The sequence below is a fragment of the Bacillus sp. FSL R9-9530 genome (genome assembly GCF_038008145.1).
Classification (GTDB): Bacteria; Bacillota; Bacilli; order Bacillales; family Bacillaceae_G; genus Bacillus_A; species Bacillus_A mycoides.
The window spans coordinates 1,793,358-1,811,827 of record NZ_JBBOYO010000001.1; the positions used below are offsets into that span (position 1 = coordinate 1,793,358).

Consider the following 18,470-nt stretch of genomic DNA (forward strand, 5'->3'; position numbering starts at 1 on the left):
AGCGCTTCGCATTATACGAAGCGCTCTTTCTTTTTTAGTTCAAAAAATGAATGACTGTTTCAGCAAATCGATCAGCTTCCTCATAATGTGGTGTATGGCCACTCTCTTCGAATATGATATGCTTCCCATTTTGAGCATCTTTATTAAATGTTTCAATTTGTTTTTCACACGTTACTACATCATGTTTTCCTACAATTAATAACATTGGATTTTGTATATCTTTTATTTTAGATAATAATGACGTATGACATGCTCCCTCTAATTTTAATCTATCAAAATGGATTTTGGAGCGATTTGAAAATACTTCCCACTCTTCATCACTATATAAACTATCGTCTGTCTCATCTTTTTTATAATTGTAAATCTCCATTCTTTTTTCTTCTAATTCAGCACTTAATCTTATATAAGCTTCTAACAACTCTTCTGAACTAGCATTATTAGATGAATAAGCAAAGCAGTCTTCTGCCACTAATTCTTTTCCATACTTTTTTAATAAAGTTCCTGTCTTTTGTAGTAAGGCCCTACTTGTTAATGCAAAATCGAAAGTCGGACCTTCAAATATTATTTTCTCTATTGAATTTGGATACATCGACGCATATAACAACGCTAAATATCCACCGAAAGAATGTCCAATTACAGACCATTTCTCAATTTGTAATACTTTTCTTAGTTCTTCACAGTCTTCAATTAAATCACATAGTCCAAAAGTTTCTTCTTCGGTAATTACTTCTGACCGACAAACCCCTCTTTGATCTATCATAATTACATATAAGGAATCTTTTAATCGTTCCGCTTGATGAAATGAAAAATCATAACAGCTTTCACCTGGACCACCGTGTAAAAATAATACTGGTTTATTTTTAGGACTTCCATGTGTTTCAACGTATAGCTTTTTCCCTCTAATGTTCATATATTTCCCAACTTCAATCAAATTCGTTTTTATGATCATCACCTTCTTTTTTACCGAATATTATAACATTTAATATTAAATAATCCCTATTACATTTAAAAAGACAATAATTATTGCAAGTGGTGCTACAAATCGAAGTAAAAATGCCCAGATAGTAAATACTATCTTTCCGTAATTTCCACCTACAAAAAATTCAGCTTCTAACACTTTCTTTTCCATCTTGAATGATACGAAAATACTAATAAATAATGCTCCCAGCGGCATTAATATATTACTAGATAAGAAGTCTACTGCATCAAAAATATTCTTCCCAAAAATCGTAATATCACTCCATACTCCAAATGATAAGGCAGATGGTATACCTGCTAGGAAAATACAGAACCCGATGATCCATGATAGTTTAGCTCTTCTTTCTTGTTCACCATTTGCTAATGCTGAAACTACCGTCTCTAGTAGAGAAAATGCCGATGTTAATGTCGCAAATGTAAATAGCGCAAGAAATACCGTTAAGAACAATCCTCCTAATGGAATTTGACTAAATACAGATGGTAATACGATAAATAGTAAGCCTGGCCCTTCTGTCGGCTCCATGCCTAACGAAAATACTGCTGGAAAAATGGCAAGACCTGCAAATAAAGAGACGAATAAATTCAATCCAACAATTGTTATTGCTGATTTTGGTAAACTTTCTTTTTTATTTAAATACGAGCTATACGTAACCATAATCGAAATCCCTATACTAATCGCAAAGAATGATTGGCCCATTGCGAATAAAATACTTTCTGAAGTAATCTTCGAGAAATCTGGTTGTAAGAAAAACTTCACGCCTTGCATCGCATTATCCAGTGTTAATGAACGAATAATAAGAGCGACAAATAAAACGAACAATGCTGGTAACATATATTTACTTGCTTTTTCAATTCCATTTTGTACACCTTTTGATACAACCCATATCGTAATGAACATAAAAGCGAAATGTCCAGTAATAGCCCAAAGCGGATTTCCAATTGTTTCAGTAAATAACGAACCGTAATTTTGTCCCGGAGTAATAAGTTGTCCTGTTACTCCCCTGAAAAAATATATTAAAACCCATCCACCTACAACGCTATAAAACGAAAGTAATATAAAGCAAGTTCCAACACCAAGGCGTCCAATCCAGTGCCATCCTGTATTTGGTGCGATACTTTTAAATGCCCCAACTGCTTGTTTTTGTGTACTACGTCCAATCATAAATTCAGCTATAAGTAGCGGTAATCCAATTAATACAGTAAATAATATAAAGATTAAAAAGAATGCTCCTCCCCCGCTCTTTCCAGCAATATAAGGGAACTTCCATATTGCGCCAAGTCCAATTGCTGATCCTGCTGCTGCCATAATAAAACCTAATTTCGAAGTCCATTGCTCCGTCTGTTTCATCCTATTTTCCTCCCGATAAAATCATTTTATATTAATAAATAAATGTTATTGATCAATCTGAATAAAACCTCCATTTCTTTTTCTATAAAATAAAAAAATGGCCCAACGTCTCTATATAAAGAGACGCTAAGCCATTTACTTAACGCGGTACCACCCTTATTGATTCCATTATGAATCCACCTTAGTAGTAATCGTTTGATTACAAACCTAATATCGAAGGTTAACCGTTAAGATTTACTAAGAATGTGATTCCGTTCCACCTTACTGCTCCTAGGCGAGTTCAGGATGTCATTTGACTATGTCGCACCAACCCATAGCTCTCTGCACAAATACATGACCTTACTACTCCTATTCAACACATTTTAATATTTAGAATATATTTTCTTTTGAAATTAATATGAAGTATATCGGTTATATTTATAACTGTCAAGGGATATATTATTTTTTTGTCGAAAAGGATTTTTATAAAATCACATAGAAAATATTTACAAATAAAATATAAGGAGAAAAATATGTTATGTCACTTCTATCTTCACGGCCTGCTGCCACTTGCATTCCTTTGTTTCGTTTTCCTTTTTGAAGTATTAATTCTCCTGCCTCAACATCTACTATTCTACCAAGCTCATCTGTTGTATATTTATAACCATCCTCGGTAATATAACGCACGTTTGGTGCCAGTTCTTTTCTTCCATTTTTCCCTTTAATAATGTGCTTCCCAAGGTCCCCCTCTTGTATTTCCGTTATCTTAGGAGGATTACCCGTACCCTATGTTGTAATCTTAAACCCTCACAACAAAAAAACAAACCATGTAAACCTTATTAAACTACTTCTTTTTCTTCCACTACCGGCAACTCATAAGCTATTTTATATTTCATCATGCCATATACAATGTTTACAAGCCTTCTCATAATACATACCAATGCTTGTCCTTTTGTTTTTCCTTCTTTTAATTTCTTTTGGTAGTACGCATGAAACACTGGATTCCGTGGCTTCTTACTGCCTTTTGCTACTTGCACTTGCTGTACTGCTAAATTATAAAATAAAGCGTGTAGCGCCCTGTTTCCTTGTTTGCTTTTGTGTGTCTTACCTTTCCCACCAGAACCAAAGTAAACAGGCACAATCCCCGCAAATCGTGCTAATTTGTTGGCATTTGGAAATCGCCTTACATCCCCAATTTCTGCAATTAATGCTGATGCCGTCACAAGTTCTATTCCCGGCATCGTTTCTAATTGATAAGCTAGTAGTTTTACTAGCTGTTTTAATTCTCTTTCGATGTATTTAATTTCTGTCTTTTTAAACTCAATATCCCGTACAATACTTCTTACTAAAAAGTCTCGTGTTTCTTGATATTCCTTCATTGTATGTCCATCTTCTTTTACAAGTTTTAATATTTCGCTTGCTTTCTTTACTGAACATGTATTGTTGCTAACATCTAATAAAAAAAGCTGTTAATTGCTTTATATTTGCCCCCTCTAAACAAGAGGGTGACGGATATTGCTGCCAAAACGCTAATGCTGTTTTTCCATCTAACTCTGAGAAAAACTTTTTATAACTTGGATAATGGTGGTTTAATTGAATATGTAATTGGTTCTTTAATGCACTTTGTGCTTTTACTAATGCATTCCTTCTTGAAACCAATTGTTGTATCGACCAAAATAAATCGTTTGGCTTTGCATCTGGCAATTGATTAAATTTGTTTACCAATATGCGTGCTACACATTCCGCATCCCAACTATCACTTTTTTGTGTCGTCACATGGCTTTTTCGCTCTAAAAATGATAAAGCTGGATTTACTTCTTTCACTACTTGTTCATGATCTACTAAATATTTCGCTAACGCTCTTCCGTAACCACCAACATCCTCTAAACCAAATACAACTGATAAACCATCACTCACATATGTCTCTACTTCTAATAAAAACTTCGAAAATGCAGATGGTTTATTATCAAATTGTATTTCTCCTAATTTTTCTTGCCAACAATTAATAATAACAGCCGTATGCTGCTCTTTATGTAAATCTACTCCTACATACAAATAGTTCTGCCTATGATGCATAACTCATCCCTCTATTCAATTATTTAGTCATATATAAAAATGTCGGCAACCTTAGTTCGAGCGTTCATCTTCCGATGCGCATAGGTACGCAAGCCTATCCATTTTCATAATTTCATAAGTACATATAGTAAAATGAGCTAATTTTTTAAGTGAATTTATAAAATAATTGCTGGATGTTTCCCAATTGTTTGTATTTGCCCGTATGTATATACCCCTCGATAAAAGTTCTCTCGGTCTAACATACGTTTCACTTGCACTTTCGTAAACAACTTTCCTTTCTCAGTACAATACCCTTCCCTATTTAGTCGTTCTGCCAATTGAGTCAGCGACCAATGTTTAAAAAAGTGTCTTAACTCAAATAGTCTACGTACAACCACTGCTTTCTCCGTATCTACTTCTAACACTTTTTGTCCGTTCTTTACTCTATAACCAAACATCACACCGCCCCCCGCATATCCACCTTGTTCTGCTTTCTTCTTTCTACCTCGACTTAGCTTTAATGCAATCTCAAGACGTTGATATTGATCTAATAGCTCTAACATACCATTTACTAAAAAGTCATTTGGGTCATGCGTGTATATACTATAATTTGGTTGTTCAATTGCTTTCACATCTACCTCATATTTCTTTAACTCTCGTTGTATTAACACTTTTGCCATGTCTGAGCGCCATAAACGAGATGTATTTAGTACAACAACTTGACTCACTTGTTGATACGCCATATCCGACAATAGCTCTTCTAATCCCTCACGTTCAACTGTTAATCCATCTTCATCTACTTTCGCTCCGCTGATTCCTTTATCTTCGTATATGTGAAGCAGTTGTAGTTTATTTTCGATGCAGTACCGTTCAATTTCTTCTACTTGATACGTTAGGCTATACCCTTCACGCACTTGTCCTTCCGTTGAAACTCGTACATAACCAACTACTTTCTCTCCCATATTGAGCCCCTTCCCGTTACAGCAATTAAAGTCCCTGTAACGTTTACCCGTTTTTTGCGGATAACTTGTTTGTAACATGCATCCGTTAAAACGTACTTTACGATGACTTCAAAACATAACACAACCCTTTATTTTTTCTTCTACTATCGTCGTATACTGTACATAGCCATTACAATCTATAAAATTTAACAATTAATACACTTATAAAATTATAATCCTCTTTTAAACTTTCACGTTAAAACACAAAAAAGCACTCGTTGCCTTTAGTCGACAATCAAGTGCTTTAAGTAGCATTAATTTTGTAAGTTTTATTGTAACAGTATGACACCTTTTATATGTCGTGACAACTACTACGTTAAAACTTACGAGTTTGTACGAGTTCGTTAGTTTAATATACATTCCATGTGTTTATCATCATCGCCCAGTAAAATGTCATCTCGCCTAAGCTCGTACCTCGTTTTCTATTCTATCATTGCACATAACACTCTATGATGGTACAACCATCATGAAGTATGTACTTTTTAACAGCCTATTTTAAATTGCAACGTCTTGATAACCTACTTCAGTTACTTTTTCATTTAGCAAACGAATCCCTAGCCCATTTTCTGTATCCCATGTACAATTAAATGTAATTCCAATATCCCGACCGTCAAAAATACCTGCATAGGGAACAACAATCCCATCTAAACTTATCATTTCTAATATTTCATTAGTTGTTTCAACTAATGGATAGTTTTCATTTACTTCAATATCATAACCTAGTTCCTGACGCTCTTGTTTGTAATAGTCTAATATTGATTGCAAAAAGCTTTGTTGTAATTGTTCCCAATTTTGCATGAGTGAAGTATATGCTACATATTGTTCTTCATCAAACTTACCATCCTCATCACCTTTTACTATTAGTGCTATCTCGACTTCATTTCCCAAAAAGTTAATGCTAGTATCCTTAGACCACACAAAATCATATTCAAGCTCACCAAAAACCGCATCATTTATTTTCATCTTACTTCTCCTTTTTATTTTTTAGCAAATCCTCCTGGCTCAAACGCCCCTGCGTTTATCTCACCTACTCCACCAAGATGCCCAAATCTTTTATTTATCTCTGTCGGTACAAGTTGCATTATTTTCACATCATTTACTTCATGCCATGTTAATTGATTTTTTGTTCGATATTTGTCTATGTCTTTCGCGGTAACCCCACCAGGTTCCATTCCAAATTGGCGAGCTAGTTCAACTGAGTCATTTAGCTTATCTGCTAACTTTTGGTCTGCTTGAGCAAAATTGTATGTCCTAGCCTTTGTACCATAATTTCCTTTTCCTCCAAGCATATAGTCAATTTCAATTTGAGCCTTTGATACTGGTGAAAAATCAGGAACTCCGTTTTTATATTGAATACCTTTAATGCCAGCTTCATCTAATATACGTTTCAATTTAGGGTCTGGTGGTGGTTTAAGCGTACTTAAAGATTCTCCTCTGATTCCTTCAAATTCAACCTTCGAATTAATTGGTGAAGGTGTCTGATTATACCTTGCTTCATAAGAACTAGCAAAATCAGTTTGTCTAAAAGCAGGTGGAACTTCAGCCTCTCTATTACCCGTACCCTTAACACCCTTCTCTCCAACACTTTTCATATACTGATAAGCATCTTTCAGAGAATGCTGTCCCATCTCTCGGACCATTCCTACTCCAGGCATGACGTAGGCTTTTCCTAAACCTGGGATCCATTTGTACTCCAGTAATGTTTTTACTGCGTACTGAATCTTTTCATTCCCCTGCAAGAAAGTTGTTTTTACGGTTGTGGCACCTTTGTTCCATAAGCTTCCGATTTTGTCGGCAAAGCCTTTTGCTGTGGAGGCTACAAAGTTTACACCCTCTTTTACTTTGTGGGTGGCTGTTTTTATTCCATCGACCGCTGCTTTTCCAGCTTTTCCAGCCACCATCGTTATGCCTTCGCCTAGTCCTTTTCCTGCTTTTACAATTGTCTTCCCGAAGCTAGAGGCGACATACTTTATTCCTTTTCCAGCAAGACTCGCAACTTTTCCAACAGGAACAAAGTTTAGGAGTGTCCATCCTGCAGCGATGAGTCTTTCTTTTGTTGATAATTCTTTTCCTGTAATAGGGTCTTTACCAGTAACTGCACGAATTGCATCATTCACTCCGATGAATTCAGCTGCTCCTTCTATTCCCTTTTCCCACCATGATTTTTCATGTTTCTTTTCTTTTTTATGGGTTTCTTTCAATTTTTCATTTTGTTTCTTTTGATATTCTTCATCTGCTTGACGAAACTTTTGAGCAATACGCCGTAATTCTTTTTCTGTAACTTGTAAGTTACGTATGTAAGATTCCATGAGTCTCATTGATCTCATATATTCCCCATAAAAATGCTGACTCGTCGCTCCTTGCCATTGCATTTGAATACTAAACATGGATTGATTGAGATTTTGTTGTATATTCTGGCTGTGTGTTTGCATCTCTGATATGTTTTTGGCAATTTGTTCGAGTTGTTCAGGTTTGACTTTAATCTCCAAACCTTCTCCCACCTTCCTCTATTTTATACCAAAAAGAAATAGAACTGCATCAATTTTCACTTATTCTCTTTAGAGAAAACATCAAAAATACTGTTATCACAAATCGCTTCAATTTCTTCCTTTACAAATAATTTTTGAAATTTTGTTCCTGGGTTCAATATGACATTTGCCTCTAAATCTATCGTCTTTAATAATTCAACCGCATTCATAGAGACATACGGACATTCTTCTGGAATAACCATTTCTAAATGTTTCAAATCAGAATACAGTGGTAACATTAATCCTTCTTCCATTTCAAAATAATGAATTTGCAATTGTGTATTATCAGTTGAAATCAAATTCCCTTCTTCATCTACATTTGTATCTCCCTCGACAGAAGCTACAACGTATAAATTTGTTTTCTGTAATATCTCATAAAAACGAACTCTTTTTTCTTCATTCTGTAAAGCTTCCACTAACGCCTCATCTAATGGACTAATTTCTAGTAAACTCATTGAACTTCACTCCTTATGTGAAATAATTTCGCCATCTTACGCAAAGTAAGATGGCGAAATTTAAATCTAATTATTTTTGAACGTTTATAGCTTTAATTTCGTCTAATTGTTTCATTGCTTTTTGGCGCAATTCTCCATCAATTGTAGCTGAATATATTGGTCGAGTTAAAAACTCGAAACATTTATATGCATTATTACTATCATTTTTCTTTAAATACTCTTCACCTGTCTCTAACATTTCTTCAGAAACAGACTTCATAAATTTATTTACAGGCTCCTGCTGATACCCTAGCATCATTGATTGATGTGTTAATTCAATTACTGATGCTAAATCTTCAATAGTTCTTACATGATTAGCCCTTTTATTTGCAGCATCAAATGCACTTAAATATTCAATGGCAGCTTTGGCTTTATCTTTCATTCCAGTCAGTTCAATACCTGGCGTCTTATAAAGAATTTGATAAATTTCTAATGCTGATACATAATTGCTTTCTTCTGCTTTTTTCCCTTCTTGCAATACAGCACTTGCGACTTTAGTGAATCCTTTTTTATCATTAGCTCCACGATAAGAAGCTTGTCCATAATAGTGTAAAGCTTCGTAAAGTTTTCCGTTCTGGTTCGCTTTTGCATTTGCTACTTGTAGTAGTTGGATTCCCTCCATCTTTTTCGACGCATTATCAATAACACTCATACCAGCGATTTGCTCAATTGTTTTATCAATATCTTTCAACTGTGCCAATAACGTATATGATGGAAGTACAGTTTTCTCAGCCTTTTCTTGCCAATTTGGTGTTCCATTGATTTGCTCCCATTCAACTTCTGTTTTTTCCCATAGTTTATTTGCATAATTCACCATTTCTTCTCTTGAACGCTCTAATGGATGTTTTGTACGAATTGCATTGGCAATATTCAATACAGCTGTATAATATTCTCCTTTATTTGCAGCCTCATTTGCTTTTCTTTCAAACATAAGTGGCATTAACATTTTACTTGCTTCATCTTGAACAGGTTTTTCTACCCTTGCCGTACTTGCTAATAGATTTGCTTTCTTTAAAGCATCTTCCACTGAAAGATTAGGATCTCTCATCTGACCTCGAAGTCCATCTACCGCTATACTAAATTGCTGATTTAGTTTTTCTTTTTGTTGATCTTTTGCGACATCAATCCATTGCTTTGCTAATAGCAAAGCATTTTCATAATTTAGACTTTCAGGGTTTAAATATGTTTCAATTTGCTCAATCGCTTGATTGATCAGATTTGGTTTTTCAGGTTTTTCTGGCTTCATTTGACCATCTGTATCTGTGCTATTTGTGTCTTTATGATTTACTTCTTTCGTATTTTCTTTGTTGTTTTTATTAGCTTCAGTTAATTGATCTTTTTGCTCTTTCTCACTAACTATTTCTGACGCCTCAGTTTTATTCGTATTATCTTCTTTAACCGCTTGTCCTCTATTACTGCTAGTTGCAGTTGCTTTCTCTGGACTTACGTTTTCTTTTGTATCATTTTTAGATGTCACTACTGGTGTTTCGATGTTAATATTTTTTAATTCTTCTTGTAATAGTTTGTAGAAAATCTTTTCTACACGTTGATTTGCAGCCTCTACTAATTTAGGATCCACGCTTTCAATCACCGAAGTAACTAAGTAATATTTACTTAAAGATTGTTCTAAAGAAGCTATATCATTTGGGTTATTTAACCAAATATTCTCCTCTTGTACAGCCTTTTCGTATACTAACTTTGCAACAGATTGAATATACTCTTTCTTATTTTCATTTAAATATGCTTGTAACTCTTGTTGTGTTTTATCCTTTTTCTTAAGTGTATTCATTTGGTTACGTAAATAAAATAATTCACTATGATTCGAATAATTCTCCTTATTAGCTAAAATTTCTCCCAAATTGTCCAATGTTAATCTATGATCAGCAACTGTCTGTGCATTTGAAGATGCATTCAATTGAGATATAAGTGTTAACTCTTTATTTTCCTTGGAATATTCAGCCCTATTATTCAACGTATCAAAATTTTGTCCTTTATCATAATAATCATTGAAAAATACCGACGAGTACCTTTCTCCATTCCCAGCATACCACTCCACCAAAATATCTCCAGTTATTGGGGATACAGTAATTTGATCGTGTGGAACTGGTGGTTTTGGTTTCTCTGGTTCTTTATCATCACCTGGTTTTGGTTTCCCTGGCTCTTTATCATCACCTGGTTTTGGTTTCTCTGGTTCTTTATCATCACCTGGCTTTGGCTTCTCTGGTTCTTTATCATCACCCGGTTTTGGCTTCTCTGGTTCTTTATCATCACCTGGTTTTGGCTTCTCTGGTTCTTTATCATCACCTGGTTTTGGCTTCTCTGGGTCTTTATCATCACCTGGTTTTGGCTTCTCTGGTTCTTTATCATCACCTGGTTTTGGCTTCTCTGGTTCTTTATCGCCACCTGGCGTCTTTCCATCGCCCGGTGTTTTCCCCGTATCCACCAAACTATCCGGTAAATTTTTACTCGGCTCCACCACAGGCCCCCCCATATTCGTTGGCAACTCTGGCTTTTGTGGCATTGGTGCATCTGACAATTTAATCTGTGGATCTTTCTTTTCCACCAACACATCATCTGGCTTATACGTCATTGGTGTAATTGGTGATTTATTATTTCCGATTAGGTCTGCTAAATTAACAGTTGGTTTTTCGCCAGGTTTTTCATCTTTTTTTGCAGGATCAGCAACTAAATTTGGGAACATAGACTGTAAGTTGCTTCCTGTAATACGATCATCTTTTTTCTCTTCTGTATTACTTGCTAGTTTTACAGTTTCTCTTCCCGCTGTGCTAAAGCCTTTGTCATACACAAGATATCCTGACGTTCCAAATAAAGCTACCGACATTACTGATATAGCAACTTTTTTCCCTAGGTTATTATTGTTTTCCTCCATGCCTTTTTCCCCTTTTCCTATCTTTATTGAATCCAGCCGTTTGTTTTCATTTCTGCTAGTTTTTCTTGTGCTGCTCTTACTTCAGCTTCATTTTCATTTGCTTGTACTGTTTTTCTTAAGAAGCGGCTCGCTTCTTCATATTTTTTCTGTTTAATTTTGAACATTCCAAATGCAAAGTTCACATGTGGATCTTCATCATTTTGTGAGTATGCTTCTGTAAAAAATTTCTCTGCTTCATTTCCTTGTCCCACTTTATCGTATAAAATCCCTATATTTACAAGCGTATTTATGTCGCGAGTCCCACTGTTGACAACTCTATTGTAAGCGTCCAATGCTTGTTGATACGCAGCATTACTCTTTGCACCATCTCGCGTTTCGTAAAATTGACCAGCTTCATAATACACAATTCCAAGTTGATTTAATAATTCTATATTTTTCATATCTTTTTGAATCGCAGCCTGTAATACTTGAGATGCCTGTTGATAATTCATTTCTTTTTTCGCACTATCAATTAGGTTTGTTTTATTCCAAAGCACATATAAATTTGAAAGTTCAATTGTATATATGGCATTCTTTGAATCTTGTATAATAGCTTCTTTAAAGAAAGACTCCGCTTTGTCTAACTGCACAGTTGCTGTTGATAGTTGCCCTTTTAAATACGAAACAATTGCCTTATCCTCATTTGTCTTCGTACTCATTTTGACAATAACATCTTCTGCTTTTTCAAATTCTTTCATCTTCATATGACTTACAGCTAAATCTCGCATAGCATCTTTTTTATACGGTTCAATTCCTTTTGCATTATTCGCTAATGCTTGTTCAAAATTCAACACTGCTTCTTGATATTTTCCGATGCGGAAATTTGCTGAAGCTAATAAATAGGCAGCTTCATTATTTTCTTTATCAATTTCTCTATCCTTTATTAATTTGGTAATATAATCGATTGCAATTTTATTCTTTCCTTCAGCAACGTAAATTGTTGCTAATTGAAGATGCGCTTCGTCTCTTCCTTTCACTGTAATTGCATGACCAACAGCCTCTTCTGCTTTTGTATATTTTTTATCATGATAAGCTTGTCGTGCTTGTTCCATATATTTTTGATATTTAGCGTTTGTTGTATAGAAATAAAATAACGTTGAACCACCTATAACAACTACTACTATTGAGCCAATAATCAAAATCCGTTTCTTATTCTTTTTCCACCATTTAGAAAAAGCAGACGGTTCACTTTGTTCATGCGCTACTGTAAGTGGTTGATTCGATGCTTTTGCATTTAAAATTTCATCATCTATATCATATTCAACTTGTTTTTTTGGTTGTTTCCGACTCTGTAGAATGCTATTAGGAACTGTAATTGTGGCTGCTATTTCTTGCTGCGGCTGTGTTCCTTGTTCTTCTTTTATCTCTTCAATAATGCTTTCAATTTCCTTTTTTAACGCATGATCAATGTTTGGAAATTGTACGATTCGTGAATAGACGAAACAAGCAAATTCTGCATTGTTTTCTCGTTCCAATTCAGTAGCTAGTTCCAAATAAATTTGTAGTACCTTTTTTTGATTTATTTCAGGCTCTTGACTCTCCATAGTTTGAATGATATATGCGAGTTCTTGTTTTAGAGCTGTTGATGGATTAAGTGAATTGAAAATTTTTTTATATTCATATAATGCCGCTTGTTTAAGTCCTCTCTCTTCAAACAATCTTGCAATTTCCAAACATTTCGATACAAAAAGAGAATGTTCTTGTGCTGACTGCCTTTCCGCATCAATTTTTATTATTTCTCTTGCGCTATTAAATGCATCGTACCACTGTGCAAAGCTTGGACATTCTGCGAAAGAGTTACTATTCCATGCCTGCTTAAATAGCCTAGCAATTTCCCCATTCCATTGATTATGTAATACTTGCTGAAGTAACGTATATCTTTCACATTCGGTCTGCATTTCTTCCGTTTTAAAGTAACTTGCATCCGTCCATTTTGTATTTCGAACTTCTTCACTACACCAGCTTAATATTTCTCCTAATAAAATAGCACCAGCAAATCGATCGGCTTCTTTTTGCCATACCCCGCTTTTTAAATACATTGGCGCATAACCCGCTGAACCTGCTGGCAATAACGAAGGTCTTTTACTTTTTGGCCCATACATTTGCTCAACATCAACAAGCTCAATACGGTGTTGACCTTCAATAGGATTTTCACTTAAAAAAGGTATTAGTATGTTACTAGATGACAAGTCATTATGAGCAATCTCATTTTCTTCCATTGTTTTAAGTGTTGTTAGAAATGCTTCTGCAATAAAAAAACATTGCTGTTTTGATAACATTCGTTGCTCTTGTAAAATATCAGCCCAAGTTGGCCCTTCAATCCAAGGCATCACAATACTATTCGCAAGATCTTCTGACTTTTCAATTACAGATGTATGTTCTTCTTTTGTAACAATGTAACGTGAACATACTTTAAGACCCGCTATAGAAGAAAGTGGTTTTAAAAATACTAATTGATGTTTTTCATCACGATAGCGTTCCTTAAAAACTTTTAATGCGATTCGATCTATACTATTTTCATGTTGTAGCTGATATACCGTTCCTTGTCTACCTTCTTGCCCATATGGCATATCAATCCCAATAACTGCTGGATGCTTTGCAAAATGATAAGCATCTTTATTAAAAACAATTTTTTCTCCCACTTCTGGTCTGAATCCCATTTTATCCCCTTACTCTCATATGACAATTTTTAAAGAAAAGGCCAGGAACAATAGCTCCTGGCCTTTTGCAATTGTTCTGCTATTAATATGAGTTATCTGCGTTACGGAAGTTAGTAGCAATGTTTTTCAAATCGGCAGAAATGTGTTCTAGAATCGGAATGTATTTTAGCATTTCTTGTCTAGCATCACTAAAGTTCGCTCTGAACTTATCTTGTGTTGCCCCAGACCATTGCCCATTTAAACTTTCAATGTCATTTCCAAGGTTATTGATTTGTTGTTGAGCTTCAGCTGCTGCGTTTGTAAAGCGTCCAGCAATTTGATCAAGTTGTTCAGGTGTAATTTTAATTTGTGTCATCCTGTATTTCCCCTTTCAATCTACTAATATTATAACAATTAGATTATAAACTATATTCACACTATTTTTAAAGGGGTAATTTACAAAAAAATAGTATTTTTTTGTAAATTACCTAATTTTATACTCTTTTTTTAGATTCTAACCATTTCCTAGCAACCTTTTTTGTTAAATCATGTAGTAAATGTAGCGGTGTAAAAGCACATTTTACTTTCATAGGTTGTCTGCGTATAAAATATCCTTCCCCGCTTTGGAATTCTTGATCCATTTCTGTATGCTTAAGCTTTATATTAAAGAAATACACATCATTATTTTGTGTGGTGCCTAATAAATAACTAAAGCTTCGTTTTCTGATTTCCGCAAACCATTTTTCATGTGAATAATTAGTTACACTTGAAGTTGTAGCAGCTGCAACAAAATGGATCCCTTTATTTCTTCCATTTTGAACAATTTGCTCTATTTTATTTTTCGCATCAAAATCAGTAGATAATAACGCCAGCATTTGATCAATATCATCAATAACAATAATAATCCTCGAATATGGAAACTTCATTTTTTCATTTGGATTTAAAGACGGCATGACTACTTCTCTGTTATTTATTACTTCTAGCAACTCATCTAACATTTCTTTTAATTGTATTCCATCTGTAATTCGCTTTTTAACATGAGGTAATTCTCCAAGAGCTAAAATACCAGTTGTTTTTTCGCTTAAATCAATCATGAGTAATTCAATTTCTTCAGGTGCATGTTGATAGGTAAGAGAAAAAATCAGTGTTTGTAATAAAGATGTCTTACCACCTTCAATTCTTCCGCCAATGAAAATATTTGTCATTTCTTCCAATGAAAAGTTTTGCAAACGAATATCTTCTGTTTCGATACCTACACAAATTCGCGATGATTCTGATTGTTCTAGCATATCTTCAGCAAACAACTGTTTTGGAACCATTGGAATTGATTTCGCTTTCTCTCCAGTCCATGCCCCATTCATTTTTTGAATAATTGTTTTTAATTGCTGAGAATATTCCAATTCATTTTCTCCGATAAAAGGCAATGCTGCTTGGAATAGTTCTGGGGGCTGCCCTTTCACTAAACCACGTCCAGATGGTACATCAATTAATGGGAATTTTGGTCTTCCAAGTAAACTATAGTATTCTGTTCTATCTTGCAATTCAAACGAAATCGCCATCGGAATATTGTTACGAACACGGTCAAACATATCATTTGTTTGGTTGAGTGAAAAATGAAAATGAATACCGTACGTACTTGACTCACGTAATAATAGCTCTAAAATTTCATTTTCCTTCTCATACTCACTTCGGAACCTAATATAACCATCTATCATTACGACAATAACTGGAACCTTTCTTTCTACTATTCGGTTATACATCGCGAAAGATTTTGCTCCCACATCAGAAAAACATTCTTTCCGATATGTGACTTCCTTTTTCAAAGAGCTAAACAATCGTTTCATTTTTTCAATTTCGTCTTCTTGTACAATTCCACCCATATGTGGTAAATCTTTAAAGTCTAAAAACATGCGACCAAAATCAACCACATAAAAGTTTACTTCCTCTGGCGTATGAGACAGTGCCAGAGACATAATAATTGTTTGTAAGAAAGTCGTTTTCCCTGTACCCGGCATACCGTAAATATTTAAATGCCCCTCTTGTACATCTAATTTCAAAGGATACTGCGCTTGATTTGCCACATCGTCGATTAATCCTACCGTTAACTGCAATTCATCTTCTCTTTGCTTCCATACATCCGCATTCCAATTCTCTATTTCATAGAATTGATTTAATAATAGTTTCTCTGGTAAAGGTGCTAACCAAGGTCCTGGTAATGCTTTAATATTTTCTTTTTCTGATACGCTCTGTACATATTGAATAAAAGCTTGTAATTGCTTTGGACTATTTGTCATTGGTTTTGGACGCTTTTTCACTTTTATTCTTTCACCTGAAAGCTTAACTTCTGTAAAGTCAACAACATCAAGAACTTTCTCTTCATCTGGATTATAAGGTGCTCCGCTCCATGCAGATTGAAATAACTCCAATACTTCATTGCTGCCAACTTGTAGATATCCTCGTCCCGGTACATTGATTTTAGATGCATCTGGAATCTTTAGCATTTCACGACTATCCGCATCATCTTGTACACGTAAACAAATTCGAAAACGCGAGTTACTCCAAATCTTGTCATTTACAACCCCAGAAGGTTTTTGAGTTGCTAATAATAAGTGAACTCCTAATGTCCTTCCTATTGCAGCGACACTAATTAGCTCGTCCATAAATTCAGGTTGTTCCTTTTTCATTTGAGCAAACTCATCAATGACAATAAATAAATGTGGTAAAGGTTCTTTTTCACGCCAACGTGTTTCATAATATTCATCTAGATGCTGGACATTTCCAGCCTGAATGAATAATTTTTGTCTCCGCTCTAATTCTGCCTTTAATGAAATTCTAGCACGCTCAATTAAGTTTGGATCTTCTAAGTTCGTAATAGATGCAATAATATGCGGTAATCCCGCAAATGTGTTTGACATTCCGCCACCCTTATAATCAATAAGCATAAATGCCATCTCATGAGGATGATAGGTTGCTGCTAACGCTGCTATTATAGACTGAATAACTTCACTTTTTCCTGATCCTGTTGTACCAGCCATTAGACCATGTGGACCATGCCCTTTTTTCTCTATTTTATCGTGAATATTTAGAAAAACAGGCTTACTTCCTTCTCTTACACCAATTGGAACCGGTAATGAAGTCGGATATCGATTTTCTTTCCATCTCTCTAGCACTTGTAACTCTTCCATTTTCTTAGCTTGAAACAAGTCTAAAAATGTTAATACTTTCGGAATGTTGGCTGCTGTAGAACTTTTCATCCGAATCGGAGCAATGCTTCGCGCTCCTAATTCACATCGTTCGAATGAAAGTCGATCTACTTTAAAACTAACACGTGTTGTCCCACTATTTTCAGCTGAACTTGAAAACGTTTCTACTAACTCACCATTTTCTCCATTTAAGCTTATAACAAGATCACATTCCATCGGCAATCTTTCTCTTTGTTCTGCAAATATAAACGTAGATGCTCCGACACTTTCCCCTTCTCTAAGTAACATTGGGATTAGAGGATCATCTTCTAAAAATTCTCGCGCGGATAAGAAAAAGACATACATTGGGATTAAAGGTATTTTCGCATCTGCCTGTGCAGAGGAATTATAAATTCTACGCATATTAAGTGGTGTGAACAACGCTTCAGCTAATTTCTGAGCGTCTTGTTGATTTGCAGATAGAAAACGCATACTTCTCTGCTCATCCCATACGTGAGGAAGCCATCTCATCCAATCCCACTGTTTTTTCTCCTTCTCATGATAAAAAGCTGCTATTTTCACTTCATTTGGCGCATGATGTGTCATAATTTGCGTCGTTACAATTCGAATAAAGTTCAACCTATCTTCTTTATTTCCAACTACACCAATCACATCATTTTTTTTCAAAGAAATTGAAATATGCCCATTAGGAATTGTAGTAAAATCTCTTTTCACATTTTGTGCTTCTGTAACTAATGGATTTTCTTCGTAACCTTTCTGCTCAGGCACTTTCAACTCTACAAGGAATGGCCTTTCCCCCGTTCCAATACGAATATCTAAAAAATCCGGACTTTCGGGTGTTCGCTCCCATAAGTTACTTTCTTGATTTTCAATTCTTTGCACACTTTTTAAAGGACTTGGATTTTGTGTAATTAAATACTTTGCTTGTTCAACCTTTAACGTATCTAATTCCACTCGGTGCTTTTGAATTTGCTCTAAGTATCTTGTTTGCAATTGTTCAACCAATTGACGGTGTTCTTTCTTTCTACGTAAATGCCCCATCGATGTAAATATATATGACCCTAACATAGGAATACTAGAAACCATCATTAGCGGCATATAGCTTGAATTCATTTTCATAACCTTCATCATCACAAAGTATAATACTAGAGTCAAAATTGTCATCGCCGCTGGCAATATCATCGTTTCAATTGAAAATTTCGGCTCCTCCGGTATATTCGGCGGATCATGAATAATAACATCCCCTGTGGGTATATCTACTTTCACACGCGGAGAGCGTTGAAAATATGGTGATTTTTGCACAAAACATTTCTCCT

At 35.0% G+C, this 18,470-nt stretch carries 10 protein-coding genes, 2 pseudogenes and 1 other annotated feature; all 12 genes and pseudogenes read right to left on the bottom strand.

The window, feature by feature from the left end; genetic code table 11:
- Positions 1 to 34: 34 nt before the first annotated feature.
- Positions 35 to 949: an alpha/beta fold hydrolase gene (locus tag MKX66_RS08930; protein ID WP_326996527.1), complete on the bottom strand. Its 915-nt coding sequence runs from the start codon at positions 947 to 949 to the stop codon at positions 35 to 37.
- 36 nt (positions 950 to 985) lie between these two features.
- Positions 986 to 2,326, bottom strand: coding sequence for a sodium-dependent transporter (locus tag MKX66_RS08935; RefSeq protein WP_341085941.1), 1,341 nt, complete (start codon positions 2,324 to 2,326; stop codon positions 986 to 988).
- A gap of 116 nt (positions 2,327 to 2,442) precedes the next feature.
- Positions 2,443 to 2,691: a binding site (T-box leader), on the bottom strand.
- 160 nt (positions 2,692 to 2,851) lie between these two features.
- Positions 2,852 to 3,070: pseudogene (locus MKX66_RS08940) on the bottom strand (DNA/RNA non-specific endonuclease); the annotation flags it as partial.
- Between the two features lie 74 nt (positions 3,071 to 3,144).
- A pseudogene (locus MKX66_RS08945) lies at positions 3,145 to 4,381 on the bottom strand (IS110 family transposase).
- Positions 4,382 to 4,536: 155 nt separating this feature from the next.
- Positions 4,537 to 5,322: a recombinase family protein gene (locus MKX66_RS08950; protein ID WP_341085942.1), complete on the bottom strand. Its 786-nt coding sequence runs from the start codon at positions 5,320 to 5,322 to the stop codon at positions 4,537 to 4,539.
- 534 nt (positions 5,323 to 5,856) lie between these two features.
- On the bottom strand, positions 5,857 to 6,324 hold the full coding sequence (locus MKX66_RS08955; protein ID WP_002141600.1) for a DUF2004 domain-containing protein: 468 nt from the start codon (positions 6,322 to 6,324) through the stop codon (positions 5,857 to 5,859).
- Between the two features lie 14 nt (positions 6,325 to 6,338).
- Entirely contained in the window at positions 6,339 to 7,850 is a 1,512-nt protein-coding gene (locus MKX66_RS08960; RefSeq protein WP_341085943.1) for a WXG100 family type VII secretion target, read from the bottom strand.
- Positions 7,851 to 7,906: 56 nt separating this feature from the next.
- Positions 7,907 to 8,344, bottom strand: a complete 438-nt coding sequence (locus MKX66_RS08965; protein ID WP_088039298.1) for an SseB family protein — start codon at positions 8,342 to 8,344, stop codon at positions 7,907 to 7,909.
- Between the two features lie 70 nt (positions 8,345 to 8,414).
- Positions 8,415 to 11,273 (bottom strand): hypothetical protein, encoded by a 2,859-nt coding sequence (locus tag MKX66_RS08970; protein WP_341085946.1) that lies wholly within the window; start codon positions 11,271 to 11,273, stop codon positions 8,415 to 8,417.
- A gap of 23 nt (positions 11,274 to 11,296) precedes the next feature.
- The gene (locus MKX66_RS08975; protein WP_341085947.1) at positions 11,297 to 13,972 is read right to left on the bottom strand and encodes a tetratricopeptide repeat protein; all 2,676 of its coding nucleotides are present in this window, start codon (positions 13,970 to 13,972) and stop codon (positions 11,297 to 11,299) included.
- Positions 13,973 to 14,054: 82 nt separating this feature from the next.
- Complete coding sequence (locus tag MKX66_RS08980) at positions 14,055 to 14,327, bottom strand: WXG100 family type VII secretion target (RefSeq protein WP_002158043.1); 273 nt, start codon at positions 14,325 to 14,327, stop codon at positions 14,055 to 14,057.
- Between the two features lie 118 nt (positions 14,328 to 14,445).
- Positions 14,446 to 18,456 (bottom strand): type VII secretion protein EssC, encoded by a 4,011-nt coding sequence (gene essC / locus MKX66_RS08985; protein ID WP_341085948.1) that lies wholly within the window; start codon positions 18,454 to 18,456, stop codon positions 14,446 to 14,448.
- Between the last annotated feature and the right edge of the window lie 14 nt (positions 18,457 to 18,470).